At 59.1% G+C, this 25,983-nt stretch carries 21 protein-coding genes and 1 other RNA gene; 13 read left to right on the forward strand and 9 right to left on the reverse strand.

The features are described from left to right. Positions 1-44: 44 nt before the first annotated feature. Together M2367_RS03955 and M2367_RS03960 are read left to right on the forward strand one after the other, a co-directional pair. Positions 45-851: a formate dehydrogenase accessory sulfurtransferase FdhD gene (locus M2367_RS03955; protein ID WP_259235881.1), complete on the forward strand. Its 807-nt coding sequence runs from the start codon at positions 45-47 to the stop codon at positions 849-851. Next, a complete protein-coding gene (locus M2367_RS03960) occupies positions 838-3,129 on the forward strand; it encodes an FdhF/YdeP family oxidoreductase (protein WP_259235882.1) in 2,292 nt (763 codons plus the stop codon). Before M2367_RS03955 ends, M2367_RS03960 begins: the two co-directional genes overlap by 14 nt. A gap of 240 nt (positions 3,130-3,369) precedes the next feature. Here M2367_RS03960 and ssrS read toward each other — a convergent pair. Both ssrS and zapA read right to left on the reverse strand, forming a co-directional pair. Beyond that, positions 3,370-3,552: non-coding RNA, 6S RNA (gene ssrS / locus M2367_RS03965), on the reverse strand. Between the two features lie 17 nt (positions 3,553-3,569). Further along, positions 3,570-3,902, reverse strand: coding sequence for a cell division protein ZapA (gene zapA, locus M2367_RS03970; RefSeq protein WP_042042249.1), 333 nt, complete (start codon positions 3,900-3,902; stop codon positions 3,570-3,572). 173 nt (positions 3,903-4,075) lie between these two features. Between zapA and M2367_RS03975 the strand changes: the two genes are divergently transcribed. The 9 genes from M2367_RS03975 (at position 4,076) to M2367_RS04015 (ending at position 18,593) form a co-directional block, all read left to right on the forward strand. After that, positions 4,076-4,645 (forward strand): UPF0149 family protein, encoded by a 570-nt coding sequence (locus tag M2367_RS03975; protein ID WP_042042248.1) that lies wholly within the window; start codon positions 4,076-4,078, stop codon positions 4,643-4,645. Between the two features lie 156 nt (positions 4,646-4,801). Then, complete coding sequence (gene ubiH / locus M2367_RS03980) at positions 4,802-6,049, forward strand: 2-octaprenyl-6-methoxyphenyl hydroxylase (RefSeq protein WP_259235883.1); 1,248 nt, start codon at positions 4,802-4,804, stop codon at positions 6,047-6,049. A 3-nt stretch (positions 6,050-6,052) separates the two neighbouring features. Continuing rightward, entirely contained in the window at positions 6,053-7,348 is a 1,296-nt protein-coding gene (locus M2367_RS03985; RefSeq protein WP_404972850.1) for an FAD-dependent 2-octaprenylphenol hydroxylase, read from the forward strand. Positions 7,349-7,730: 382 nt separating this feature from the next. Continuing rightward, entirely contained in the window at positions 7,731-8,828 is a 1,098-nt protein-coding gene (gcvT, locus tag M2367_RS03990) for a glycine cleavage system aminomethyltransferase GcvT (protein ID WP_259235884.1), read from the forward strand. A 75-nt stretch (positions 8,829-8,903) separates the two neighbouring features. Then, the gene (gcvH, locus tag M2367_RS03995) at positions 8,904-9,293 is read left to right on the forward strand and encodes a glycine cleavage system protein GcvH (RefSeq protein ID WP_042042245.1); all 390 of its coding nucleotides are present in this window, start codon (positions 8,904-8,906) and stop codon (positions 9,291-9,293) included. 234 nt (positions 9,294-9,527) lie between these two features. Next, positions 9,528-12,404 (forward strand): aminomethyl-transferring glycine dehydrogenase, encoded by a 2,877-nt coding sequence (gene gcvP, locus M2367_RS04000; RefSeq protein ID WP_259235885.1) that lies wholly within the window; start codon positions 9,528-9,530, stop codon positions 12,402-12,404. 239 nt (positions 12,405-12,643) lie between these two features. Then, positions 12,644-16,972: an ATP-binding protein gene (locus M2367_RS04005; protein ID WP_259235886.1), complete on the forward strand. Its 4,329-nt coding sequence runs from the start codon at positions 12,644-12,646 to the stop codon at positions 16,970-16,972. Positions 16,973-17,312: 340 nt separating this feature from the next. After that, entirely contained in the window at positions 17,313-17,693 is a 381-nt protein-coding gene (locus M2367_RS04010; protein WP_259235887.1) for an STAS/SEC14 domain-containing protein, read from the forward strand. Between the two features lie 150 nt (positions 17,694-17,843). Next, positions 17,844-18,593 carry a class I SAM-dependent methyltransferase gene (locus M2367_RS04015; protein WP_259235888.1) on the forward strand — a complete coding sequence of 250 codons (750 nt, stop codon included), beginning with the start codon at positions 17,844-17,846 and terminating at the stop codon, positions 18,591-18,593. 123 nt (positions 18,594-18,716) lie between these two features. On the opposite strand, the gene M2367_RS04020 is transcribed toward M2367_RS04015, so the two are convergent. From M2367_RS04020 to rnt, 3 genes are all read right to left on the reverse strand, one after another. Continuing rightward, complete coding sequence (locus M2367_RS04020) at positions 18,717-18,962, reverse strand: hypothetical protein (RefSeq protein WP_042042240.1); 246 nt, start codon at positions 18,960-18,962, stop codon at positions 18,717-18,719. A 147-nt stretch (positions 18,963-19,109) separates the two neighbouring features. Then, on the reverse strand, positions 19,110-20,432 hold the full coding sequence (locus M2367_RS04025) for a Na+/H+ antiporter family protein (RefSeq protein WP_042042239.1): 1,323 nt from the start codon (positions 20,430-20,432) through the stop codon (positions 19,110-19,112). Between the two features lie 172 nt (positions 20,433-20,604). Next, the gene (rnt, locus tag M2367_RS04030; protein ID WP_042042238.1) at positions 20,605-21,285 is read right to left on the reverse strand and encodes a ribonuclease T; all 681 of its coding nucleotides are present in this window, start codon (positions 21,283-21,285) and stop codon (positions 20,605-20,607) included. 354 nt (positions 21,286-21,639) lie between these two features. Between rnt and M2367_RS04035 the strand changes: the two genes are divergently transcribed. Both M2367_RS04035 and M2367_RS04040 read left to right on the forward strand, forming a co-directional pair. Then, positions 21,640-22,515, forward strand: a complete 876-nt coding sequence (locus M2367_RS04035; protein WP_259235889.1) for an OmpA family protein — start codon at positions 21,640-21,642, stop codon at positions 22,513-22,515. A 176-nt stretch (positions 22,516-22,691) separates the two neighbouring features. Beyond that, on the forward strand, positions 22,692-23,363 hold the full coding sequence (locus tag M2367_RS04040) for a hypothetical protein (protein ID WP_224430676.1): 672 nt from the start codon (positions 22,692-22,694) through the stop codon (positions 23,361-23,363). Between the two features lie 95 nt (positions 23,364-23,458). Here the strand turns inward: M2367_RS04040 and gloA are convergent, their stop codons facing one another. Genes gloA through rsxG form a run of 4 tightly spaced genes read right to left on the reverse strand, consistent with a single transcriptional unit; the run spans position 23,459 to position 25,896 of the window. Beyond that, positions 23,459-23,872 (reverse strand): lactoylglutathione lyase, encoded by a 414-nt coding sequence (gene gloA / locus M2367_RS04045; protein ID WP_224430675.1) that lies wholly within the window; start codon positions 23,870-23,872, stop codon positions 23,459-23,461. 3 nt (positions 23,873-23,875) lie between these two features. Beyond that, on the reverse strand, positions 23,876-24,517 hold the full coding sequence (gene nth, locus M2367_RS04050; protein WP_042042235.1) for an endonuclease III: 642 nt from the start codon (positions 24,515-24,517) through the stop codon (positions 23,876-23,878). 24 nt (positions 24,518-24,541) lie between these two features. Next, positions 24,542-25,261 (reverse strand): electron transport complex subunit E, encoded by a 720-nt coding sequence (locus tag M2367_RS04055; protein ID WP_042042234.1) that lies wholly within the window; start codon positions 25,259-25,261, stop codon positions 24,542-24,544. Beyond that, positions 25,258-25,896, reverse strand: a complete 639-nt coding sequence (gene rsxG, locus M2367_RS04060; RefSeq protein ID WP_224430674.1) for an electron transport complex subunit RsxG — start codon at positions 25,894-25,896, stop codon at positions 25,258-25,260. Before rsxG ends, M2367_RS04055 begins: the two co-directional genes overlap by 4 nt. Positions 25,897-25,983 lie beyond the last annotated feature (87 nt).

Raw genomic sequence — 25,983 nt, forward strand, 5'->3', positions numbered from 1 at the left:
CTCTCTAAACTTGAATGCAGTTTGTATTTTTAGGCCACTCATTCATGCCTGCGCACCGTCCCGTTGCCGCCGCTGTCAATTCGCACCCCCTGCCTGCGCTGGATCATCTGGTGGAGGAGGTGGCCGTCTCCATCAACATCAATGGCATCAATCATGCGGTCATGATGGCGACCCCGGACGATCTCGACGATTTCGCCATTGGTTTCCTGTTCTGCGAGTCGATCATCGCGCACAACCACGATGTGCATGATATCCGGGTGACCCCTGCTGAGCTGGGCTTCGTGCTGGATGTGACCATCGCCAATCGTTGCCTGGCGCGGCTGCAGCAGCGTCGGCGCAGGCTGACCGGGGCAACCGGCTGTGGCATCTGCGGGGTGGAGGCGGTCGAGCAGGCATTCCCCGAGCTGCGCCCCCTGCCACTCACGCCTCCCCTTGATGCGGGATTATTGGCCGGGTTGAGACCACAGATTGCCCAGTGGCAGCTCAAGGCGCAGCAGTATGGAGCCATCCATGCGGCCCTGGCGCTGGACGAGCAGGGCCAGATCCTCCATTGCCGGGAGGATATCGGTCGGCACAATGCCCTCGACAAGCTGATCGGCCTGTTGCTGCGCCAGCAGCTTGCCTGCGACACCCTGGTGGTGACCAGCCGCTGTGGCAGCGAGCTTATTCAAAAAGCCGTGCTGTTTGGCGCTCGCCATCTCGTCTGCCTCGCCTCCCCCAGCCAACTGGCGGTGAGGCTGGCCCTCAAATACAACCTCAATGTCGTCCATATTCCCAAGATCGATGCGCCTGTGTGCTATTCCAGCCATCACCCGTCGAGTCCCATCGGAGAGTCTCATGAGCCATATTGAAAAGCCTGCCAAAGCCGGCGGATTTTCGTCCCTGCAATCCACCATGAAGCAGGTGCTGCGCAGCCAGAAAACCAAGCAGAACATCAAGAATCTGCTGCGGGTCAACCAGACCGATGGCTTCGACTGCCCGGGCTGCGCCTGGGGGGACAACGACCACGGTGCCTTCCAGTTCTGCGAGAACGGCGCCAAGGCGGTGGCCTGGGAGTCGACGGGCAAGACGGTGGGCGCGGACTTTTTTGCCAGCCATTCGGTGCGCCAGCTCGCCAATCAGAGCGACTACTGGCTGGAGTATCAGGGGCGTCTGACCGAGCCGATGCGCTACAACCCCGCAACCGATCACTACGAGCCGGTCAGTTGGGATGATGCGTTTGCACTGATTGCCGAGAAACTGACAGGGCTGGATAGCCCGGATCGGGTCGAGTTCTATACCTCGGGCCGTGCCAGCAACGAAGCCTCCTACCTCTATCAGCTGTTTGGCCGCCTGTTTGGCACCAACAACTTCCCTGACTGCTCCAACATGTGTCACGAGGCGAGCGGGGTGGCGCTGACTCAGGCGGTGGGCATTGGCAAGGGGACAGTGGTGCTGGATGACTTTGACCGCGCCGGCGCCATCTTCGTCTATGGCCAGAACCCGGGCACCAACCACCCGCGCATGATGAATGCCCTGCGCCAGGCGGCGCGCCAGGGGTGCAAGATTGTCAGCTTCAACAATCTCAAAGAGGTGGCCCTGGAGCGATTCGCCAGCCCCCAGAGCCCGCTCGAACTGCTGACCCCGGCGGCCACCACCATCAGCCACCAGTATCTGACCCCCAGGTTGGGCGGTGACATGGCGGCCATGCGTGGCATGGCCAAGTACATCCTGGAAGAGCTGCCAGAGGCGGTGGATCGCGACTTTATCACCCGCCATACCCGGCATTTCGACGAGTATGAACAGCAGGTGCGCGCCACCGACTGGGCCGAGATAGTACAGCAGTCCGGATTGACCCAGGCCGAGATAGTACAGGCCGCCCGGGTCTTTGCCGCCAGCAGCAGCGTCATCAGCTGCTGGGCCATGGGGATCACCCAGCACCTGCATTCGGTCGATACCATACGTGAGATCGTCAACCTGCACCTGCTGCGCGGCCAGTTGGGCAAGCCGGGGGCGGGGCTCTGTCCGGTGCGTGGCCACAGCAACGTGCAGGGCAACCGCACCATGGGCATCAATGAGAAACCGACAGCAGCCTTCATCGAGCGCATCGAACGCCATCTGCAGGTGAGTCTGCCCAGGGCCCCTGGCCACAATGTCTATGAGGCGCTCAAGGCGCTGCACGAGGGCAGGAGCAAGGTGCTCATCTGCCTGGGGGGCAACCTGGCGGCGGCCGCGCCCGATACGGCGTTCACCTATGCCGCCATGGGGGCCACCGAACTCAATGTGCAGATCAGCACCAAACTCAATCGCAGTCACTTGCAGGTGGGAAAAGAGGCGTTGATCCTGCCCTGCCTCGGCCGCACCGAGCTCGATATTCAGTGCACCGGCAACCAGAAAATCACGGTGGAGGATACCTTCAGCATGGTGCACGCCTCGACCGGGGCCGCGGAACCCCTGTCCGCGCTCTGCCTGTCGGAGACCGACATCGTAGCGCGCATGGCCCATGCCACTTTGGGGAGTGAGCGCGTCGACTGGTTGGCGCTGCGGGATGACTACGGCCGCATTCGCTGCCTCATCGAGCAGACCATTGCCGGCTTCAGTGACTTCAATGCCCGCATCCAGCAGCCTTGTGGCTTCCATCTGGATAACTCGGCGGCCCAGTTGCTGTGGAAAACCAGCAGCGGCAGCGCCGAGTTTCGGGCAAGCCGTTTGCCACGCTCTGTGCTGCCCGAATGCACTCGCCATGCCGAGCAGATGACGGATCAACCTGTGTTGCTGCTGCAGAGCCTGCGCTCCCACGATCAGTACAACACCACCATCTACGGCATGGATGATCGCTATCGCGGCATCAAGGGCCAGCGCAAGGTGGTGTTCATGAACCAGACGGATGCCCATCGCCTCGGTCTGGAGGAGGGCAGCAGGGTGGATATGGCCGCCATCTGCAACGATGGCCGGGAGCGCATTGTCACGGGTTTTAGCGTGGCGCTCTATGACATTCCCCAGGGCAACATTGCCGCTTACTACCCGGAAACCAACCCGCTGGTGCCCATCGACAGCGTGGGGGAGGGCTCCTTTACGCCCACTTCCAAATCCATTCCCGTGCTGGTGACCCCCTCCCAGCAAGCGGAGAATCTGCTGCAGCTCACCTAAGCCTGCCATGCCTGTGCGGCGTTATCGCCAAAGCGAGCCGCTGGGCATGGTGTGCCCGCACCGCCAGCTCGGATTGGATGGTGATGGAGGCAGGGGGGCGAGACGGCCCCCTCCGGGTGCCGACAGGTGACAAGCCCCTCAATGGGGCCCGCTGATCTGGAGGGGCGTGTTCGCAGCGACAGGCTGCGCAAAAGAGACAAAAGAAAAGGCCCGTCATCAAGATGACGGGCCTTTTGCTGTTGGTACCCCGGAGATGCCGTTGCCGGTTTGGGCCCTTGAACCGTAGGTTCAAGGCGGAGATCGAGTCTGACCGCAGGCTTCTCGGTCGAGCCGAGCATGCACAATAGCCAGAAGGCCGATCCCCTGTTTGGTTTGATTATCGGCTCGGGGACTTGAACCGGCTGACAAACACTCCAGGGAATTTTAAAACGGGTCGCGCGTTAAGGCTTTTTGGCCTCTTCGCCATTGTCACCATACTGTCCATGCTCGATCAGGGCTGCTTCTATGGTGCGTTGCAGCATCTTGATCCGCTTGTCCATGGTCTCAGAGTATTGGTGGTTCTTCTCTTTTTCAAGGCAGAGCTCATGACAGAAATTGAGCGCCGCCATGATGGCCAGCTGTTCATTGCTGGAGACCTTGGAGCGTTGACGCAGCTCGACAAGCTTGCTGGATAACTGATCGGCGGCCTGGCGCAGGGCATCCTGCTGTCCTGGGGGACAGGATACCTTGTAGGGACGTCCCAACACGACGATTTCTACGGCCTCTGTGCTCATGCCTTCCTCAATACGGCGGGGGTGATTTCCGCCTTTATCCATGTGGACAACTGGGCGGGACTATATAGCGCAGATGCAGAAGTTTCAAGGCCTTGCTGGCTCTGGGCGGGTGAGAATGCTAGGATCTTGACCATCAATTCCGGCTATTTGACTGAACTTTGAGCGGATCCCCGATGAGCAAGACAACCCCCCCCAATTATGCGGCCCTGGCCGACCTCATGGACCAGCACGAGCTGATGGCCACGGCAGTGGAGGCCCACGGCGTTATCTGTGGCCTGATCTGCGGTGGCGTTCCTCTTGATGACAAGAGCTGGTTAGCCCCTTTCAACGATCTGGTGAACGACGGTTTCGGTCTGCCGGCCCAGGTGCGCCAGGTGATGACGGAGCTCTACCAAGACGCCATCGAGGGGCTGATGGCCCAGAAAGGGGTAGAGCTGTTGCTGCCCAGTGATGATGCCCCCCTGGATGAGCGTATCGATGGGCTGGTGGATTGGTCCCAGGCCTTCCTGGCGGGCTTTGGCGTGGTGCAGCAAGAGCTCTCCAAGGCGTCCGAGGAGCTGCAGGAGATGATCCAGGACATCGCCAACATCACCCAGGTCTCGGAGGAGTTCGATCAGGAGGACGAGGAGAACGAGGTCGCCTTCCTGGTGCTCTATGAGCATGTCAAACTGGGGGTCATGATGACCTTCGAAGAGTTCGGCAAGCGTCCCGACACGCCGGATGCGCCGCCGACGCTGCATTGACCCGGGGTAGACAGCACCCACTCGACGAGGCAGCCATGGCTGCCTCGTCTGTTTGCGGGTTTGCGGGGCGGGCACCATTTTTGCCCGCCACCTCCCATCCCAGCGGGGGCAACTGTGATAGCATGGCCCCACGTTTTATCGGATTCTCTTCATCCCATGACTCACACTGATCCGACCGCACCCGCCCATTCACCTGTCCTGCAGGCCGATATCACCCTGGTTGGCGGCGGCATGAGTGGCGCCGTGCTGGCCCTCTCCCTCGCCGCACTGCGCCGCCCGGATGGCAGGCCCTTGCAGATAGTGCTGCTGGAGGCGAGCGCCCTCGCACAGGGCGCGCATCCCGGCTTCGATGCGCGCGCCATTGCGCTGGCCGCCGGTACCTGCGAGGCGCTGGCTCGCCATGGCCTCTGGGCGGGGCTGGCCCCCCATGCCACCCCCATCACCCACATCCATGTCTCGGACCGAGGCCATCTCGGCCAGACCCGCATGACGGCCGCTGAATATGATTTGCCCGCCCTGGGTCAGGTGATTGAGCTCGGCGCCGCCGGTCAGGTCCTGCAAGAAGCCATCGCGCAGACGGCCAATATTCGCATGCTCTGCCCGGTGCAGTTGACGGGGGTCACCCCAAGGGAGCACGCCGTCGAGCTGGCTCTGGCCACGGGGGAGCAGATCATCACCGCCTTGCTGGTCGCGGCCGATGGCGGCCACTCTTTCGTGCGCCAGGCCCTCAATATCCCGGTACGCCGCCATGACTACCGTCAGAGCGCCGTGATAGCCACGGTGCAAACCGCCGCGCATCCGGCCGGGCGCGCCTTCGAGCGCTTCACCGACGGCGGCCCCCTGGCGCTGCTGCCGATGCAGCAAGGGCTCAGCTCTCTGGTCTGGAGCATGCCGGGGGAGGAGGCTGACAGCATCATGGCCCTGAATGACGAGGCCTTCCTGGCCCAATTGCAGCAGGCATTTGGCTGGCGGCTTGGCCGCTTCCTGCGCACCGGGGTACGTCACTGCTACCCGCTGGCACTCACGGCAGCCGATTACCCTCTGGGGCAAAGGACCGTGCTGGTGGGCAACGCCGCCCATCTGTTGCACCCTATCGCGGGGCAGGGGTTTAACCTCGGCATGCGCGATCTCGATGCCCTCTGCGCCATCGTGGCCAGCGCCCTGGCACAGGGGGAGGACATTGGCGGTTACCCGGTGCTGAGCCGTTACTGGCAAGGGCGAAAGGGAGATCAAGAGACCACCATCTGGCTCACCTCGGCCCTGGCCCAGCTCTTTTCCAACGACCATGGCCCCCTGGTGGCCGGTCGTAATCTGGCGCTCTCTCTGATGGCGCGCGCCAGCTGCCTCAAGGGCCCTCTGGCTCGCCAGACCCTGGGCGTTATCAGCCCAGTCACTAAGGAGTAAGCCATGGAGCAGCATGACATGGTGCAACGGAACAGGGTGCAACCGAGCATGGCGCAATACGATCTGGTCATAGTGGGGGGTGGCATGGTGGGTCTGGCGCTCGCCGCGGCGCTCAAACAGAGCGCACTCAAGATAGCCATCATCGAGGGGCAACTGCCGGATCCCGCGCTGGCGGCGACGCCGGATAACAGGGTCAGCGCCCTGAGCCTCGCCAGTCAGCAGATCCTGCGCGGGGTCGGCGCCTGGCAGGGCATCACCGCACGCCGTTTGCAAGGTTACCAGCAGATGCAGGTGTGGGAGCGCGACAGCTTCGCCCGCATCGCATTCGATGCCGCCAGCCTGGGGTTGCCCTGGCTTGGTCACATCGTCGAGAACAGGGTTGTTCAATTGGCACTGCAAGAGGCCATCTCGGGGGCTGCTCATATCGACCTGCTGGCGCCGGCCCGGGCCACGAGCCTGCAACAGGGGCAAGAGCATGCCCTGCTGACGCTGGAAGATGGCCGAGTGCTGTCGGCCAAGCTGGTGGTGGCCGCCGATGGCGCTCACTCCTGGGTGCGAAAACAGGCCGATATTCCCCTGACCAGCTGGGATTATGGCCACCATGCCCTGGTCGCCACAGTGCGCACCACCGAGGAGCATGGGGCCGTGGCCCGCCAGATCTTCAGCCCCGCCGGACCGCTCGCCTTCCTGCCGCTCTGGCAGCCCACTCTCAGCTCCATCGTCTGGTCGCTGCCCGCCGATGAGGCGCTGCGGCTGCAAGGGTGCGATGAAGAGCACTTCAACCGCGCGCTCACCGCCGCCTTCGATGCGCGTCTCGGCCTGTGCCGGGTGGAGGGAGCCCGCAGTGCCATACCGCTCACCGCCCGTTACGCCCGCGACTTTGCCCGGGAGCGGCTGGTGCTGGTCGGCGATGCGGCTCACACCATACATCCGCTGGCGGGGCAGGGGGTCAATCTGGGGCTGATGGATGCCGCCGCCCTGGTGCAGACGCTGCTGACCCATGTCGCCAAGGGACGGGACATCGGTGCCCTGGCCGGGCTGCGCAGTTATGAGCGCTGGCGCAAGACGGAGGCGAGCCGGATGTTGGCCGCCATGGAGGGGTTGAAGCGGCTGTTTGGTGGCGCTCATCCCCTTAAAAAGCTGGTGCGAGGCGTGGGCTTAAGCGCCGTCGATGCCATGATCCCTGTCAAGCAGCGCCTGATCCGCAGCGCCATGGGACTGGAGGGGGAGCTGCCCCTCCTGGCCCGCACCGAGCAGCGTGGCGAGGCATTTTGGGGTATGCCGGGTGAAAAAAACTAATCCCAGGCGCCATTTTTTACAATAAAAGTAATCCGAGAGGCTGATGTGCTCGTTTATGGCATCAGCCTTTAATATGGAAAGCTGGCGAAACGTTTTCCTATAAATTGTGACGAGACGGTAAAAATCAAAATTTAACCCTGAAAACTACCGGTCAATACTGTTTTTTCCTCTGTTTTTATCATAGTGTTTGGCCGCTATCAGCATGTTGTGGATTAGTTTTTTTTAAGCGGTGCTCCATCCCGCTTGCCTTATAATCCGCGCCATTGAAGGAACCAGTCCCGCAGCGCCCATGGCGATGTCGGGAGCGAGCCCAGGCCCTGTGGCCTCCTGCTCCACCCGGGAACCGGGATGAGGCAGGCCCAGGTTTTAAGGAAAAACAGCGATGACCCAGACTACCGTATTGCACCCCAAGCACCTGGAAGCCGGCGCCAAGATGGTCGATTTTCACGGCTGGGAGATGCCCATCAACTACGGCTCTCAACTGGAAGAGCACCATGTGGTGCGCACCCAGGCGGGCATGTTCGATGTCTCTCACATGACCATCGTCGACTTGACCGGCGAGCGGGTGAAAGCCTTCCTGCAACATCTGCTGGCCAATGACGTGGCCAAACTCACCACCCCGGGCAAGGCGCTCTACAGCGGCATGCTGACCCCTGAGGGTGGGGTCATCGATGACCTCATTACCTATTATCTGGACGACAGCTTCTATCGCATGGTGGTCAACTCCGCCACCCGCGACAAGGATCTGGCCTGGATCCGCCAGCACGCCGCCGCCTTCGCGGTGACCGTTACCGAACAACCCGCCCTGGCGATGATCGCCGTGCAGGGGCCAGAGGCCAAGGCGCTGGCCGCCAAGGTATTCAATGCCGAGCAGAACGCCGCCGTCGCGGGCATGAAGCCCTTCTTCGGGGTACAAGCCGGGGATCTGTTCATCGCCACCACCGGCTATACCGGCGAAGAGGGTTACGAAATCGTGGTGCCGGAGCATCAGGCCTGTGACCTGTGGCAAGCCCTGCTCGACGCGGGCGTGGCGCCCTGCGGTCTGGGCGCCCGGGACACTCTGCGGCTTGAGGCGGGCATGAACCTCTACGGCCAGGACATGGACGAGAGCATCAGCCCCCTGGCCGCCAACATGGCCTGGACCATCGCCTGGGAGCCGAGCAGCCGTGACTTCATCGGCCGCGCGGCCCTGGAAGCCCAGAAGGCCGCCGGGGATCAGCCCAAGCTGGTGGGGCTGTTGATGGAAGAGAAAGGGGTGCTGCGCACCGGCATGCCGGTCAGCTTCACCAATGCCCAGGGCGAGTCACGCACCGGGGTGATCACCTCAGGCTCCTTCTCGCCGACCCTGGGACTCTCCATTGCCCTGGCCCGGGTGCCTCGCGACATCGGTGACGTGGCCGAAGTCGAGCTTCGCAAGAAGCTGGTGACCGTGAAGGTGACCAAGCCCGCCTTTGTACGCAACGGCCAGAAATTGGTATAACGTTTATCGTTTCAGGCTCGGGGTCCACCCCGGGTCAACCCTGTTCAATGATGCAAGTGAATAAAGGAAGCACACATGAGCCATATCCCGAGCGAACTGAAATATGCCACTTCCCACGAGTGGATCCGTGTCGAAGCCAACGGTGAGGCCGTGGTCGGTATCTCCGAGCATGCCCAGGAGCTGCTGGGTGACATGGTGTTCGTTGACTTGCCGGAAGTGGGCAAGCAGGTTGGTGCCGGTGACGACTGCGCCGTGGCTGAGTCCGTCAAGGCGGCCTCCGACATTTACAGCCCGGTGAGCGGTGAAATCATCGCCGTCAACGAAGAGCTGGAAGGGAGTCCCGAGCTGGTCAACTCCGATCCTTACGGCGCTGGCTGGTTGTTCCGTATCAAGCTGGACGACGCCGAGGAGCTGGCAAATCTGCTGGATGCCGACGGCTACCAGAACGTCGTCGACGAAGAGTAATGTCGCTCAGGCCCTGCACGCGTGCAGGGCCTTTTGCTATGAGCCCCTGCACAGCGCGGGCTTCGCCATGGGAGTGCGCCTTGCCAACTGGCGCGCATCCCAGGCCCGCCCCGCGGGATTATCCTGTGCGGGCACCTGTTTTATCCGCCGTGGGCAAGTGTCCGCGAGCCGCCGAGCGAGATCTCATCCCTTGGCAAGATCTTCTATCAGGCATATCTACTAGGAAATAGGGAAATGACCCAGTCACTGTTTGAACTCGAGCAAAAAACCAATTTTCTGCGTCGCCACATAGGCCCGGGCGAGAGCGAACTGCGCGCCCTGCTGGCCACTGTCGGTGCCGAGAGTCTGGATGACCTCATCAGCCAGACCGTGCCCGCCGCCATTCGTCGCGAGGCGCCGCTTGGCATAGGCGCGCCCATGACGGAAGTAGAGGCCCTGGCCAAGCTCAAGGGCTACGCCGCTCAGAACCGTATCGCCAAGAGCTACATCGGCATGGGTTATCACGACACCCATGTGCCCCACGTCATCTTGCGCAACGTGCTGGAAAATCCGGGTTGGTACACCGCCTATACCCCTTATCAGCCCGAGCTGGCCCAGGGCCGCCTCGAAGCCCTGCTCAATTTCCAGCAGCTGACCCTGGATTTGACCGGCATGGATCTGGCGAGCGCCTCTCTGCTCGATGAAGCCACTGCCGCCGCCGAGGCCATGGCCCTGGCCAAGCGCATGGCCAAGTCCAAGTCCAACCTCTTCTTCGTCGCCGATGACGTTCACCCCCAGGTGATCGACGTGGTGCGCGAGCGTGCCGTCCATTTCGGCTTCGAGCTGGTGGTGGCCCCGGCCGCCGACGCCGTGAGCGAAGAGGTGTTTGGTGCCCTGTTCCAGTACCCCTCGACCACGGGTGAAGTGACCGATCTGGGGCTGCTGATCAAGGCCGTGCAGGCCCAGAAGGGTCTGGCTTGTGTCAGTGCCGACATGCTCTCCCTGCTGCTGCTCAAGTCCCCGGGCGAACTGGGTGCCGATGTGGTGCTGGGTAGCGCCCAGCGCTTCGGTGTGCCCATGGGCTACGGTGGTCCTCACGCGGCATTTTTCGCCACCCGTGATGCCTACAAGCGCTCCATGCCGGGCCGCATCATTGGCGTCTCCAAAGACAGCCGCGGCAAGTCTGCCCTGCGCATGGCCATGCAGACCCGCGAACAACACATCCGCCGCGAGAAGGCCAACTCCAACATCTGTACCGCCCAGGTGCTGCTGGCCAACATGGCGAGCTTCTACGCCGTCTATCACGGCCCGGTTGGCCTCAAAACCATCGCCAACCGCGTGCACCGTCTGACCAGCATCCTGGCGCTGGGACTCACCGCCAAGGGGTTGACCCTCAAGCACGACAGCTGGTTCGACACCATCACACTCCTGACCGCCGACAAGGCCGCCCTGGTAGCCCGTGGCGATGCCATGAACATCAACCTGCGCGCCGACCTGGACGGCGCGGTCGGTGTCTCCCTGTCCGAGACCAGCACCCGCGAAGACGTGGCCGAGCTGTTCGAGCTCTTCCTCGGCCAGGGTCACGGTCTGGATATCGAGACCCTGGATGCCAAGGCGCAGGCTCATCAGGCCATCCCCGCCGAGCTGCTGCGCAGCGATGCCGTGCTGACCCACGAGGTGTTCAACAAGTACCACTCCGAAACCGAGATGCTGCGCTACATCCACCGTCTCGAAGCCAAGGATCTGGCCCTGAACTACGCCATGATCTCCCTGGGCTCCTGCACCATGAAGCTCAACGCCACCGCCGAGATGATCCCGGTGACCTGGCCCGAGTTTGGCAAGCTGCACCCCTTCGCCCCGCTGGCGCAGGCTAAAGGTTACCAGCTGCTGCTGGCAGACCTCGAAGAGTGGCTGGTCAAGATCACCGGCTATGATGCGGTCTGCATGCAGCCCAACTCCGGCGCTCAGGGCGAATACGCCGGTCTGTTGGCCATCAAGAAGTACCACGAGTCCCGCGGCGAAGGGCATCGCGATGTCTGCCTCATTCCGGCGTCGGCCCACGGCACCAACCCGGCCTCCGCCCAGATGGCGAGCCTCAAGGTGATCGTCACCGCCTGTGACAAGTCCGGTAACGTGGATCTTGACGACTTGCGCGCCAAGGCCGCGGAAGTCGGGGACAGACTCTCCTGCCTGATGGTCACCTATCCCTCCACCCACGGGGTGTACGAGGAGACCATCAAGGAGGTGTGCGACATCGTTCACCAGTACGGTGGTCAGGTCTACCTGGATGGCGCCAACATGAACGCCCAGGTCGGCGTGACGGCGCCAGGCTTTATCGGTGCCGATGTGTCCCACCTCAACTTGCACAAGACCTTTGCCATTCCCCATGGCGGTGGCGGTCCAGGCATGGGCCCCATCGGCGTCAAGCAGCACCTGGCCCCCTTCGTGGCCGGCCACGCCGTCATCAAGACCGACAAGAGCAGCCGCGACAATGGCGCCGTCTCTGCCGCGCCCTTTGGCTCGGCCAGCATACTGCCCATCAGCTGGATGTATATCGCCATGCTGGGTGACGAGGGGCTGAAGAAATCGACTCAGGTCGCCATCCTCAACGCCAACTACCTGGCCAAGAAACTGGGGGAAGCCTTCCCCGTGCTCTACACCGGCCGCAACAACCGCGTCGCCCACGAGTGCATCCTGGATATTCGTCCCCTCAAGGAGGCCTGTGGCATCAGCGAGATGGATGTGGCCAAGCGTCTGATGGACTACGGTTTCCACGCGCCGACCATGAGCTTCCCGGTGGCGGGAACCCTGATGGTCGAACCGACCGAATCCGAGTCCAAGGCCGAGCTGGATCGCTTCATCGAAGCCATGACCGCCATTCGCGCCGAGATGGAGAAGGTGAAGGACGGCCACTGGAGCCTGACCGACAACCCATTGGTCAATGCCCCCCACACCCAGGATGATGTCATGGACGAGCGCTGGGAGCGGGCTTATACCCGCGCCGAGGCGGTATTCCCGTCCAGCGCGGTGCGCGCCGCCAAGCTGTGGCCCTCGGTCAACCGCATCGATGACGTCTACGGCGATCGCAACCTGTTCTGCTCCTGCATCCCGACCGAGGATTACGTCGAGTAATCGCGGCGCCGTGAAGGGCTGACAATCAATAAGCTCAAGGCCACCCCCTGCGGGTGGCCTTGTTGTTTGTAGAGGAGTGCGTTGGCACAAATAATCGAAGCTTTGTATCTGCAGAGGTTGGAAATAGGGCGATTTATCGTATAAGAGTCTCGTAAGATACCTTCCTATAGAACTAGGTTTTGGTCGCATACCTCCATCGGCCATTTATCCCTTAATCAAACAAGATCTATTCCATCGCCATGATCAAACGTACTTTCCAAGACATTGATGAAGAACACCTAGTTGATGCCGACAAGCAGCATTTCCTTATGCAGCTAGGCTGGTCTAACGGCGTAACTTGGGAAGAGTTGTTGCGCTCAAAACGTATTCTGCTTATTTCCGAAGCGGGGGCTGGTAAGACCTACGAGTGCCGTGATCAGGCTTGCCGCCTAGCTGCTGCTGGTGAAGCCGCATTTTTTGTTGAGCTAGCCAGTTTGGCATCAAATGATCTTCGGGATCTGCTGGGCTATGAAGATGAAACACGTCTGGATATGTGGTTAGCATCGCAGTCTGGAGTCGCTACTTTTTTTTTGGATTCTTATGATGAGCTTCAACTTACCCGAGGTTCTTTCGAACAAGCGCTAAATCGTTTTGTAAAAGGTATTTACAATCAATTGGGGAGAGTGCGAGTGGTAGTAACTACTCGTCCAATCCCATTTGATGCACAGCTCGTTCACAGCACGCTGCCCATTCCACTACAGACCAAGTCTCAATCGAAAGAAGCACAGGAAGAAGAGTTCGCCAGAGTGGCATTGCGTAAAAATCTCACAACGCCAACCAGCAAATCGGAAAAGGATACTGTTCCTGATTGGCGAACCGTGGCTCTGATGCCACTATCCGATCTGCAGATTGTCGAGTTTGCAGGCATGCAAGGGGTCAAAAATGCTGATGAGTTGCTGAGGGATATAAAGAGACGCCACGCTCATGAGTTTGCCAGACGTCCTCAGGATCTCATCGAGCTTTGTGCCGATTGGCATGCACAACAGAATATTCGTACCCACTGCGAACAAGTTGAAGCCAATATCCGCATCAAGCTCAAACCTCGGGATAGAGAAGATAGAAGTGAGCTTACCGAACTCTCAATAGATAAGGCAATCGAGGGGGCGAGCAGGCTTGCATTGGCGATGTGGCTGACCCGCCGTTTGACAATTCGCCACAGTGCCAAAGCGGATAATGTTCAGCGGGATGAAGCAGCGCTGGATCCAGCAATTATCTTGTCGGATTGGACGCAAGATGAGCGGAAAACTCTGCTAGAGCGACCGCTATTTGGTTTTGCCTCATATGGTCGCGTGCGTTTCCACCATCGATCGGTTTCAGAGTTTCTTGCTGCTAAGAGGTTGCAAGCTATGAGAGATCGTGGGATGTCATTGCGGGCTCTCAAGCGACTGCTATTTACTGAAACCAAGGGAAAAACTATCGTCTTTCCTTCGAAGAGGGCTATTTCGGGTTGGCTAGCTCTCTTTAATAACGATATTTTTCAGGCGGTTCGTGAAAATGAACCGGAACTTCTACTTGATGAAGGCGACCCCGCATCACTGACCCTCAACCAGCGCAAACAGGCGCTCAGGGCTTATGTTGAGCGTTATGGGAAAGGTGGCTGGCGCGGTTTGCAGACCCCTTATATTCAAATTGAGCGTTTTTCCGACCCGGAATTGGCTGATGAAGTCAGTCAGCTTTGGGAGCAAGGAGTCGAAAACCCTGAGGTTCGCCGTACTCTACTGGATTTAATTGAACAAGGTTCTATCAGTGGATGTGCTGATATTGCGTACTGTATTGCCTGTAAATCCACAGCTCGGGATATTGAGCGAATTGTTGCCATTCAAGTGCTGGTTGCGATTAATGATCCCAGATTGCCAGACATTGCGACTGCCATGGTTTCCCAGCATCCACAGTGGCCCGACAAAGTTGTACGTGAAGTTGTCATAGATCTGTTTCCAGACCATCTATCCGCATCACAACTTTGTCAGATACTTGGTTGGTTGCAGTGGAAAAAACGGACAGTCAGTAGCCTTAGCTGGCGATTGCCGTCACTTATTAATAATGAGCGACTTGAATTGCCACAGTTAGAGGTGTTGCGGGATGGACTGGTTGTGCTCATCTCAAATGGACTGAAATGGCGACAAGATAAGTGGCCACACATGGTCTCTTCTCACCAACATCTGAGCAGTGCTCTTGCTGCAATCTGTGTTCGCGGGCTCGATCTCAACCGAGATAACCAGTGGTTCCACGCCAGTGTACTTGCGTTACGCTTGCATCAGCAGGAATACGATGATGGTAAGAGTCATAACGCCTTGACTGAGAAATTAAGTGAGTTTGATGCTCAGAGTAATAAGCTCATTTTTTTGGCAATGGATACCTTGGTACAATCCCTTCATTTGTTCGAAGACTCATGGAAACGATTGGTCGAAACTATTCCATATGATTCTCCCATTAAGTTCACAGTTGAACGGGATCGTGCTTGGGTTATTAATGATCTAAAGGATAAAAACAACTCTTTTATTGAACGCCAAATGCTACTGCAAATCGCATTTTATTATTTGCAAGAGCCAGTGGTAAGCCTGAAACCACTAATTACAGATCAACCGAGCCTGCTTGCTTTTATTGAAGATAAAATTAAACCTTCTGATTTTGTAAAAGAGCAGGAAAAGTGGGCAGCCCAAGAGGCCGAGCAGCGTCAAAAAATAGAGAGGAAAGAGGCGAAGAATCGAGCTAGTTGGATAATGTTATGGCGTGAGATTATAGAACATCCAGATATCGTATTTTCAGCAGAACGTGGTGAAAATACGGCATGGAATCTATTCAGAGTGATGTGTAATGCCTACGATGATAGTGATTCGTCTGGCTGGAATCGTCAATTCATTGAGTCCACATTTGGTAAAGAGGCAGCAGATCGCTTGCGTAGTGTATTGATGACGTGTTGGCGTAAACATCACCCCACACTGACATGTGAAAGGCCAGAAGACCAGCGAAATACATATCTGGAGATATGGCGGCTAGGTTTGGCTGGCGTGTATGCAGAGGCAGAGGATCCCAGCTGGGTGAATAGGTTGACATCTGAAGAGGCGATGCTGGCTGCTCGATATTCTCTGGTTGAACTTAATGGATTGCCAAAATGGATTGAGGGGTTGGCCGCGCATTACCCATTAGCTGTTGAAGGAGTATTGGGCAAAGAGCTTGCTGGGGTGCTCGATACAACACCACATGAGAATATTAATTCAATGATATTGCAGCGGATCCGCTATGCGCCTGAACCTGTGGCTATATTATTTCTTCCGCGTCTTGTCACATGGCTGATTGAGACTGATGTTAAGGTGGAGGATGAATCAGGTCTATCGGGATTAACACTGCGTCTGTCTCAGGTAATTGAACTGATTTCGAAATATGGAGATGATGAACAGAGAACGCAGTTACGTGTTGCTGCCCAGAGAATGTTAAATAAAAAGCTTGCTGAACCACTGATGCTGGTTTGGTTACCGACCTTAATCCAGATAAATCCTGAGTTAGGCCTTGATGCGCTTGAAAATAGACTAAAGGACGTTGAGCCAGCAGCTAGAAGCAAGGCTGTTACATGGTTTAGTGCTCTTTTTAATGAGCGCCGTGATGGATTAATTCTAAGACATGAATCCTTCACGTCACAGCAATTGCTCCGGCTTTTACGTTTGGCTTATCAGCATGTCAGGCCAGAAGATGATGCCGAACATGAAGGTAGTTTTACGCCAGATGTACGGGATGATGCTGAACATGCCCGTAATGCTGTCGTAAGAGCTCTGTTCGATGCAAAAGGCGAGGAAGGATGGAAAGCAAAGTTGGCAATGGCAAGCGACCCACTCTTCAGCCATATCAAGGATCGTATTTTGGCGGTGGCTCAAGAGGCATTAGCTCAGGAAGCTGACTCAGTCTTATTAAATGAGCAAGAATGTGTTGAGCTTGAAAAAAAAGGTGAAGCACCACTCACAACAAACTCAGCTATGTTTGCTTTGCTACGTGACCGTTTGGTCGACCTTGATGAACTGCTAAAAAGTGATGTTTCGCCACAAGAAGCATGGGCGAAAATTGATCAAGAGCGAATCATGCGCCGCGAGATCGCGCGCGAGTTACAGCATGCAGCCAATGGCATCTATAAGGTGGATCAAGAGTCAGTGACCGCTGATGAAAAGGAGACCGATATTCGCCTTCGTTCGACGGCGTCTGAATATGAGACAGTAATTGAGTTGAAACTTGGCGATAATCGCTCGGCTCGAGACCTGCGTGACACGATCGAATCTCAATTGGTAAAGAAATACTTGTCGCTTGAAACTCGCCGATCCGGTGCATTACTTATCACCTTGTCCAAGGTGCGGGACTGGGATCATCCTGATAGCGGGGAAAGAATCGGCTTAGAAGGGCTCAAGGAGCTGTTGGATGATGAAGCCAGGCGTGTAGAGCGGGAGATGGGAGGTGCAGTTTCATTGACCATACATGTGCTGGATCTCAGGCCGAGGTTGCTGACAGAAAAGCAGTCTCGGTCTAGGGTGATGAAGAAAAAATAAAGTTATGTGTAAGACGGTCAGTATTTCGAGCTCTATTTATCTAGGTTGCAGCGAGAAATACTTTCCAGCCAGTTATTTTGGCTGGGGCTTTTCATTACAAGACTCCATGGTATTAGCTTTTGGGCAATTAGCAGGATGATGAGGGTAATGATTGTCTCAGTCGCGGCAGGCCGCCTTGATGACGACGATATCTATCTTGCCCATCAGCATCCTGGCCTCGAAGGCGCATCTGGCGGCAGTATCCGGTTGTGCTTTCTACCCGGGCCATGACCGTCTCTTCGTCGTGGGTTAGAGTCAAACCAGGGGCGGCCGGGTGGCAGCCATTCATGGAGGCAGGGGGATGAAGATGCAACAACATGGCCTGACCCTGGGGCTGGCCCGGGTGAATGATGTCTCTTTTATTTCAATCAAGGCGGTCGGCAAGCTCAGCCATGAGGATTATCTTGCCATCACTCCCATGCTGGAGGCGGCGCTGAGCCGGGTCGAGGGCCGAGGGGTGAGGGTGCTGCTCGATGCCCGCGAGCTGGAAGGCTGGGAGCTGCGCGCCGCCTGGGACGATTTCACTCTCGGGCTCAAGCATGGCAGCGAGTTTGGCAAGATAGCCCTCTATGGTCAGCAGGGCTGGCAGACCCTCGCTGCCAGGGTCGGCAACTGGTTTCTCTCGGGGGAGGTGAAGGCGTTCGACGATGAAGCTGCGGCCATCGATTGGTTGACCGAGTGACAGCGTTACGCAGGGTGGCTCTCTTGCCGGGCATGATGCCAGGAATGGGACTGGGCATGATAGGCTCAAACCCACGGGATCATCTTGCCACGGCGGCCAATGCCGCGTTATCGCCCTTATCCAGAGGCCATCCCCCAAGAGGAGCATGTAATGGACAGTACCCAACGATTTTCGGTCCGGGTTGAGGCCTATGTGAAATACCGCCCTGGCTACCCGGCGGCCATGCTGGATTTTCTCATCCAGGAGCTTGCCATGGGGCCAGATGCAGTGGTGGCCGATATCGGGGCGGGTACCGGCATATTGACGGCGCAGCTCGCGCCTCGGGTGAGCCGGGTCTGGGCCCTGGAACCCAATGCGGAGATGCGCGCTGCCGCCGAGGCGCTGCTGGCCGGGGCCAGCAATATCCGCTGGCAGGCGGGGAGCGCGGAGGCAACCGGTCTGGCCGATGCCACTCTAGATCTGGTGACGGTCGCTCAGGCCTTCCACTGGTTTGACCGAGCCGCCTTCAAAGCCGAGTGTCGCCGAGTGTTGAAGTCAGGTGGCCGGGTCGCCCTCATCTGGAATGACAGGCTGACCGACACCCCGTTTCTCAAGGCCTATGAGGCGGGGCTGCGTGCCTATTCCGGTGACTATGAGGAGGTCAATCATCGCAACCTTGGCGAGGCCGACTTCGACGCCTTCTTCGAGGGAGAGTACCGGCTGGAGTGTTTCGACAACTGCCAGATGTTCGATCTTGATGGTGTGTTGGGGCGGCTCAACTCCTCCTCTTACGCTCCCGCCATCGGGACGCCAGCCTATGAGGCGCTGACGGCGCTGATCCGGCACGAGTTTGCCCACCACGCCATCGAGGGTCAGATAGCCTTTAACTATCGCACCCTGGTCTATAGCGGCCGGGTCTGAGCATCGACCAGGGTCCCCGGCTTGCTTGCCAGACGCCATCATGAAAAAGCCCTCGCCGTGGCGGGGGCTTTTGCTATCTATCAATCAAGCACGGCAGGGGGGGATTGCTGGCGCCGCCGAGGATCAGATCTTGTCGATGCCGAGCAGTGCCTTGGCCTTGGCCAGGGTATCGACGGACTCTTGATGGCGACCGGCCTTGTGCAGGGTTTCGCCTTCGGCTCTGAGGGTCTTGACCTCGGCGAGCTGCTCGGCGCTGAGTGCCGGGCCTGTCGCGAGGGCATCGTCTATCTGTTTCATGTCGACCGGGCAGTGGAACGCCAGGGCAGGGGTGCTAAACAGCAGGGCAATCAGCCAATATGCAGGTTTCATGGGGTAGCTCCTTGTTGGTCACTAGCAGTATATAAGCCATGGCTCTTTCACGGGGTGATTGCCCATCCCTGCGATGCGCCCAGTAAAAAGCCCTCGCCATGACTGGCGAGGGCGTTGTTATCTGGCGATGAGGCAAATTGCGGCGGGTTAGAGCACCATGGCGGCGACCCAGCCAAACAGGATCAGCGGGATATTGTAGTGAATGAAGGTCGGCACCACTGAGTCCCAGATATGGTCGTGCTGGCCGTCGGCGTTCAGGCCAGAGGTGGGCCCCAGGGTGGAGTCCGAGGCGGGGGATCCCGCATCACCCAGGGCGCCGGCTGTGCCGATCAGGGCGATGGTCGCCATGGGGGAGAAGCCAAGCTGCAGACAGAGCGGCACATAGATGGTCGCAATGATGGGCACGGTGGAGAAGGAGGAGCCGATGCCCATGGTGATGAGCAGGCCGACCAGCAGCATCAGGAAGGCGGCGATGCCCTTGTGATGGCCAATCAGGCTGGAGACGGATTGCACCAGACTCTCGACCCCCTGGGTCTCTTTCATCACGGCGGCGAAACCGGCGGCGGAGATCATGATGAAGCCGATGAGGGACATCATGCGCACCCCCTGGGTGAAGGCATCCTGGCTCTCGCGAAACTTGATGACGCCACCACAGGTGAAGATGATGAAACCGGCAAGGGCACCGAGCACAATGCTGTCGGTGTAAAGCTGCAGGCCCAGCGCCACGGCGATGGCGACCAGCGCGACCCAGATGTGGGTCAGGTTCAGCTCGACGGATTCGGGCTCGGCGGCCAGGATCTTGGCCAGATCATATTCGCGGGGCTTGCGGTAGCTGATAAAGACGGCAACCAGCAGCCCAAGGAACATGCCAAATACCGGCAGGGCCATGGCCTGGGGGATCTGGCTGTTGACCAGGGTCACCCCATTATCGATGAGGTTCTTGGCCAGGATGTTGTTGAGGAAGATACCGCCAAAGCCGACCGGCAGCAGCATATAGGTTGCGGTCAGGCCGAAGGTGATGACGCAGGCGACCTGACGCCTGTCCATCTTCATCTGGGCCATCACGTGCAAGAGCGGCGGTATCAGTATGGGAATGAAGGCGATGTGGACCGGGATCAGGTTCTGGGAGGAGATGGCGACCGCCAGCACGGAGGTGAGCAGCAGGGTCTTGACCCAGAGCATCCGTGACGCACTCGCGTCCTTGCCGAGTTGGTTTATCACCTTGCGGGCCAGCAGATCCGTGATGCCGGAGCGGGAGATGGCGACCGCGAAGGCCCCCAGCATGGCGTAGGAGAGGGCTATCTCTGCACCGCCACCCAGGCCGCCACTGAAGGCGCTGAGGGTATCGGTGAGGGAGAGGCCGCCAACCAGGCCGCCGACGATGGCGCTGACCGACAATGAGACGACCACATTGATCCGCAGCAGGCTGAGCACCAGCATCAGCGAGACTGCGATAACAACAGGATTCATGCGACTTCCTTATAATATTGTGTTGTTGTCTGGCGTGTGAAAGGGCGTTAGTTTGCGAAAAACGGGCCAAAAGTCGAGTAAAAATTCAGAAAAATGACTCAATCAGTCATTTAAGCTGACTGATATCAAAGAAGGGCTGCCGTGGCAGCCCTTCTCGCAAGGCAACAGGTGGTTACTGTTCGGAGGCCGCGTCTTGCGGCGTTGCCTCAGCGTCAGCCCCGTCGGTTTCCAGCAGGGGCCAACCCCCCAGCGCCTTCCAGCGATTGACGATATGACAAAACAGCTCGGTGGTGCGCTGGGTGTCATAGAGGGCCGAGTGCGCCTCTTTGTTATCGAAGGGGATACGGGCGCTCTGGCACGCCTTGGCCAAGACCGTCTGCCCCAGGGCCAGGCCAGACAGCGCGGCGGTGTCGAAGGTGGCAAAGGGGTGGAAGGGATTGCGCTTGAGGCCGGCACGTTCGGCGGCGGCCATGACGAAGCCGTGATCGAAGGGGGCATTGTGGGCCACGACGATGGCGCGGTTGCAGTCCTGCTCCTTCATGCCCTTGCGGATCCCCTTGAAGATCTCGGTGAGCGCTTCCTTCTCGTCTACGGCGCCGCGCAGCGGGTTGTAGGGATCGATGCCGGTAAAGTCGAGGGCGGCTTTCTCCAGGTTGGCGCCTTCGAAGGGGGCAACGTGGAAGTGAAAGACCTGATCGGGCACCAGCCAGCCCGCCTCATCCATCTTGAGGGTGTAGGCGGCGATTTCGAGCAGGGCATCAGTCTTGGCATTGAATCCAGCGGTTTCAACATCGATGACGACGGGGTAAAAGCCACGGAAGCGGCCTTTGAGAGTGTTAACGGCGTCGGTCATGGGATCTCGGTCGGCTTGAAGTGAGGCGGCATTATGGCAAATCAGCCTTCATTTGTCGCGCCCGGGTGACAGGCCGCCGGGTTGCGTATGCGGTAGACCCAGCCCCGTGTTTTATCGCGCCCGGGTGACAACCTACCTGGATTGCCTACGTGGCAGACCCAGCCTCTTATTTTGTGCCGCGCCTGGGTGGCAGACGGTCAAGGGTGCCTATACCCCAGGCCCGGCCCTCTGGTCTCGAGCGGCAAAGAATTGCCGCCTGCTCCCTAAAGCTTGCCCGGCTCATGCCGATACAGCCTTGAGACAGATGAAAAACGCCCCTGTGATAGGGGCGTGGACCAGGCAGAGGAGAGGCGAGTGAAGGGGTGGACCTTGGGATTGATCAGCATGTCGGTGAGCATGCACTTGCAGGCGGGGGTGGCCGAATTTGGCGCCGGCCTGGATCAATCCGTCTGGCGCCTGACGGCAGACAGCCAGGTCGAGTGTCGCCTCGAACATCCCATCCCGAGCTGGGGCACTGGGGCCTTCGTGAGCCGGGCCGGGCGCAAGATCAACCTCGATTTCGAACTCAAGGGGCTGCGTCAGCAGGCGCAGACCCAGACGGTGAGCCTGGGCAGCATGCCCCCCAACTGGCGTCCGGGTCTCGCCGGGCGGGATATCAGCCAGATCCGCTTCTTCAAGCAGTTTGACGGCCTGGTCGATGGCCAGACCGCCTGGACCATGCTCGATGAACTCGAGAGTGGCCGCATGCCCACCTTCCAGTACCGGGACTGGTATCGCCAGAACCGGGCGGTGCGGGTGTCGCTCTCCAACGTCAACTTTCGGGTCAAGTATCAGGCCTTCATGGATTGCCTGAATGGTCTCTTGCCTTACAGCTTCAATGACATCGCCTTCAGCGTGCTCACCTATGACAAGAACCGCGACAGCCTGTCGGCTTCCTCCAAGCGACGACTCGCCATGATCAGCGAATTCATCAAGGCGGACAGCAGCATCGACGTGGTGGTGATCGACGCCTACAGCGACAGCTATGGCGGGCGCTGGCCCAACCAGAAGCTCTCCGAGAAGCGGGCCGATGCCATCAAGAAGGTGTTCCTCGATTTGGGGATAGAGGAGGGCAAGATCTCGGTGGAGGGCCATGGGGAGAAACAGCATGTCGCCTCCAACGAGACCGAAGAGGGACGAGCCAGGAACCGGCGGGTGGTGATCAGCATGGGACGTAGCGGAGCCATCTGATTTTTGCTAGTTTGGGACTCACGGGTGCCGGATAAGGGATGCTGGCGCCATGATGCGATGAGAGACAAGCCCAGATGAGAAAATTGACTGCCCTAGCGGGTTTGCTATCCAGCTTGGCGCTGAGTGGTTGCGCCAATACCCCCGACCAACACGGCCATTATGTTCAGGAGCCCACCATGAGCTGGGCCTGGAACGTCACCGCCTATGGTGGCTACCCCAACCTGATCCGTGACAACCCCTATCGCGAGCAAGCCAGCCTGAGTGAACAGGAGGGCAAAGGCATCATACTGCCGGATTCCCTGGTCGAGGCTTATCCGCTGACCCGCGCCAGTGTGGTGACCGCCCCCCTCCATGACGGCGAAGCCTATGATGATGCCGAGGTGGTGCGCCGCGTCCTGCTTGAGCAGTACCAGATCCGCGAACCCCTTGCCGATATCCGCGAGGAACCCATCCGCCTGCAACCCCTGCTGCGCTCCGGCAACCTCGCGGGCTTCGTGTGCCATGACTATCAGGCGCCTCTGCTGGTGACCACGGTCAGTACCGGCGCCTATACCCACGAGTGCCTGGTGCCGGGCTACGAGGAGTTCAGTGTCTACGTCAAAGCGGTCCGTGAGGCCGATGGCAGCGAGTTTGGCCCGATACTGGGGCTCCCTCAGGGCCGTTATACCGTGCTGACGGTGCGCAGCGACCTCGGTGAGCTGCTGGTGCCCCGCGCCTTGCCAACGGTGCCTGTCTTCCAGTTCAAAAACGGCATCTATGTGGTCAACAGCAACGAGTTGCCCTTCGTTGCCCCCAATCAGGCGGGCAAACGGCTGGTGTTCCTCGATGGTCAGCCCAGCTTGCTGTGACATCAGGGATCGCGCATCGCAGAAGGGGGAGCCAATGGCTCCCCCTTCTCATTAACGGCCCAGGCGGTGAGCACAGGGCTGGCTAGCGCCGCATGTTAGAGGCTCTCACCCAGGCCTGCGCCTGCATCCTTCTTGGCGATCAGCTCAATCTTGTAACCGTCAGGATCCTCGACGAAGGCGATGACGGTGCTGCCGCCCATCACGGGACCCGGCTCGCGGGTGATCTTGGCCCCGGCGGCGCGCAGTGCCTCGCAGGTGGCGTAGATGTCATCCGCTTCCAGGGCGATGTGACCGTAGGCCGAGCCCAGCTCATACTCGCTCACGCCCCAGTTGTAGGTCAGCTCGATGACAGCCTCATCCTTCTCATCCCCATAACCGACGAAGGCCAGGGTGTACTTGTACTGGCTATTCTCGCTCTTGCGCAGCAGGGTCATGCCCAGTACACGGGTGTAGAAGTCGATGGAGCGTTGCAGATCGCCAACGCGCAGCATGGTATGCAGGATTCTCATTGATCAGTTCTCCGGGTAGATTTTTTCTTTGTACTCACACAAGTCTTCAATGATACAGGAGCCGCAGCGCGGCTTGCGAGCGAGACAGGTGTAGCGCCCATGGAGGATCAGCCAGTGATGGACATCCAGCTTGAACTCGGCGGGGACCACCTTGAGCAGCTTCTCCTCCACCTGATCCACATTCTTGCCCGGCGCAAAACCTGTGCGATTCGACACCCGGAAAATATGGGTGTCCACGGCGATGGTCGGCCAGCCAAAGGCGGTGTTGAGCACCACATTGGCGGTCTTGCGGCCCACCCCCGGCAGAGCCTCGAGGGCCTCGCGGTTTTCGGGCACCTCACCCCCATGGCGTTCCAGCAAGATGGCGCAGGTCTTGATGACGTTCTCGGCCTTGGTATTGAACAGGCCAATGGTCTTGATGTACTGCTTGAGGCCATCGACCCCGAGCGCCAGTATGCTGGCCGGGGTATTGGCGACCGGATAGAGCTTGTCGGTCGCCTTGTTGACGCCGACATCTGTCGCCTGGGCCGAGAGCAGCACCGCGATGAGCAGCTCGAAGGGGGTGCTGTAGTTGAGCTCGGTCTTGGGTGCAGGATTGTTTTCGCGCAGTCGTGTCAGGATCTGGCGCCGCTTTTCGTTATTCATCGCTCACTCATCCGCAAATGGTACTTATAACTCGGTGGCGCGGGCGCCCGGTGCCGGTACGCTGCAGTGAGCCTTCTCTGCCACCTGCTTGCGGCCCAGCCAGTCATTGATGCCATTCTTGGCGGCGATGAGCAGCCCCAGGCCGATAAAGCCGCCGGGGGGCAAGATGGCCAGCAGCAAGGCCGAACCCGGTGCGAAGATCTCGATACGCAGGGACTTGGCCCAGTCGCCCAATAGCAGTTCGGCACCATCAAACAGGGTGCCCATGCCGATGATCTCGCGCATGGCGCCGAGCAGCAGCAGCACTAGCGTGAAACCGAGTCCCATCATCAGGCCATCCAGGGCCGCCAGCAGGGGCGGCTGCTTGGAGGCATAGGCCTCGGCACGCCCTATGATGACGCAGTTGGTGACAATCAGCGCGATGAAGATGCCAAGGGCCTGATAGAGACCGTAGGTGTAGGCGTTCATCAGCAGCTGCACGCAGGTCACCAGGGAGGCGATGATCATCACATAGATGGGGATGCGCACGTCGCGGGGCACCCAGTGGCGGACCAGAGAGACCGCCAGATTGGAGCCTATCAGCACCGCCATGGTGGCCAGTCCCAGCCCCAGGGCGTTGGTGAAGGTGGAGGAGACCGCCAGGGTCGGGCAGAGCCCCAGCACCTGAACCAGGGAGGGATTATTCTTCCACAGCCCCTGGAGCATCAGCTCCTTGACCTCAGAACCTTGATTTTCGTCGCTCATTGGCTCTCTCCGGCCCGTTCACAAGAGGGGGCATCTGCCAGCACCTCGGGATGAGTCTGTTGCAAACGCAGCAGGTTGGCAACCGCCTTGACCACGGCCCGCGGGGTGATAGTCGCGCCGGTGAAGGCATCAAAATCACCGCCATCCTTCTTGACTGCCCAGCTCTTGGCGTTATCCGTGGTCAGGCTATGACCGTTGAAGCTCAAGATCCAGTTCGATTTCTTCAGCTCAATCTTGTCCCCCAGCCCCGGGGTCTCTTTGTGAGCCAAGACTCGCACCCCGCTCACCTTGCCACTGGCGTCGGTGCCGACGATGAGGCGGATGGCACCGCTATAGCCATCGGGGGCAACTGTCTCCAGGGCATAACCGGTCACCTTGCCCGCCTGAGTCGCGGTGTAGAGCGGCATGGCCTGATCGCTGCCGAGCAGGGGGCTGGTCACTCGCTTGCAGCTGGCCACCAGATCGTTGTCGTAGCTGCCAGGAGGGAGCAGCTCATTCAAGGTGGCGAGCTTCTCCCGCTGCTGCTGGTGGGCAATCTTGTCCTGGGTGAGCAGATGGGTGGCCACGACCAGGCTGGTGCAGACCAGGGCGAACAACGCCAGGGTGACCCCATTTTTGCGCATGCTGCTCAGCATTGGGGAGCTCCTTGAATAACGGGGAAGGAGGCGCTCATTTACGGCGTTCTCCATGGGTCTTGGGACGAGTCAGACTGTCAATCTCTG

Source organism: Aeromonas sp. BIGb0445, assembly GCF_024809075.1.
Taxonomy (GTDB): Bacteria; Pseudomonadota; Gammaproteobacteria; order Enterobacterales; family Aeromonadaceae; genus Aeromonas; species Aeromonas rivuli.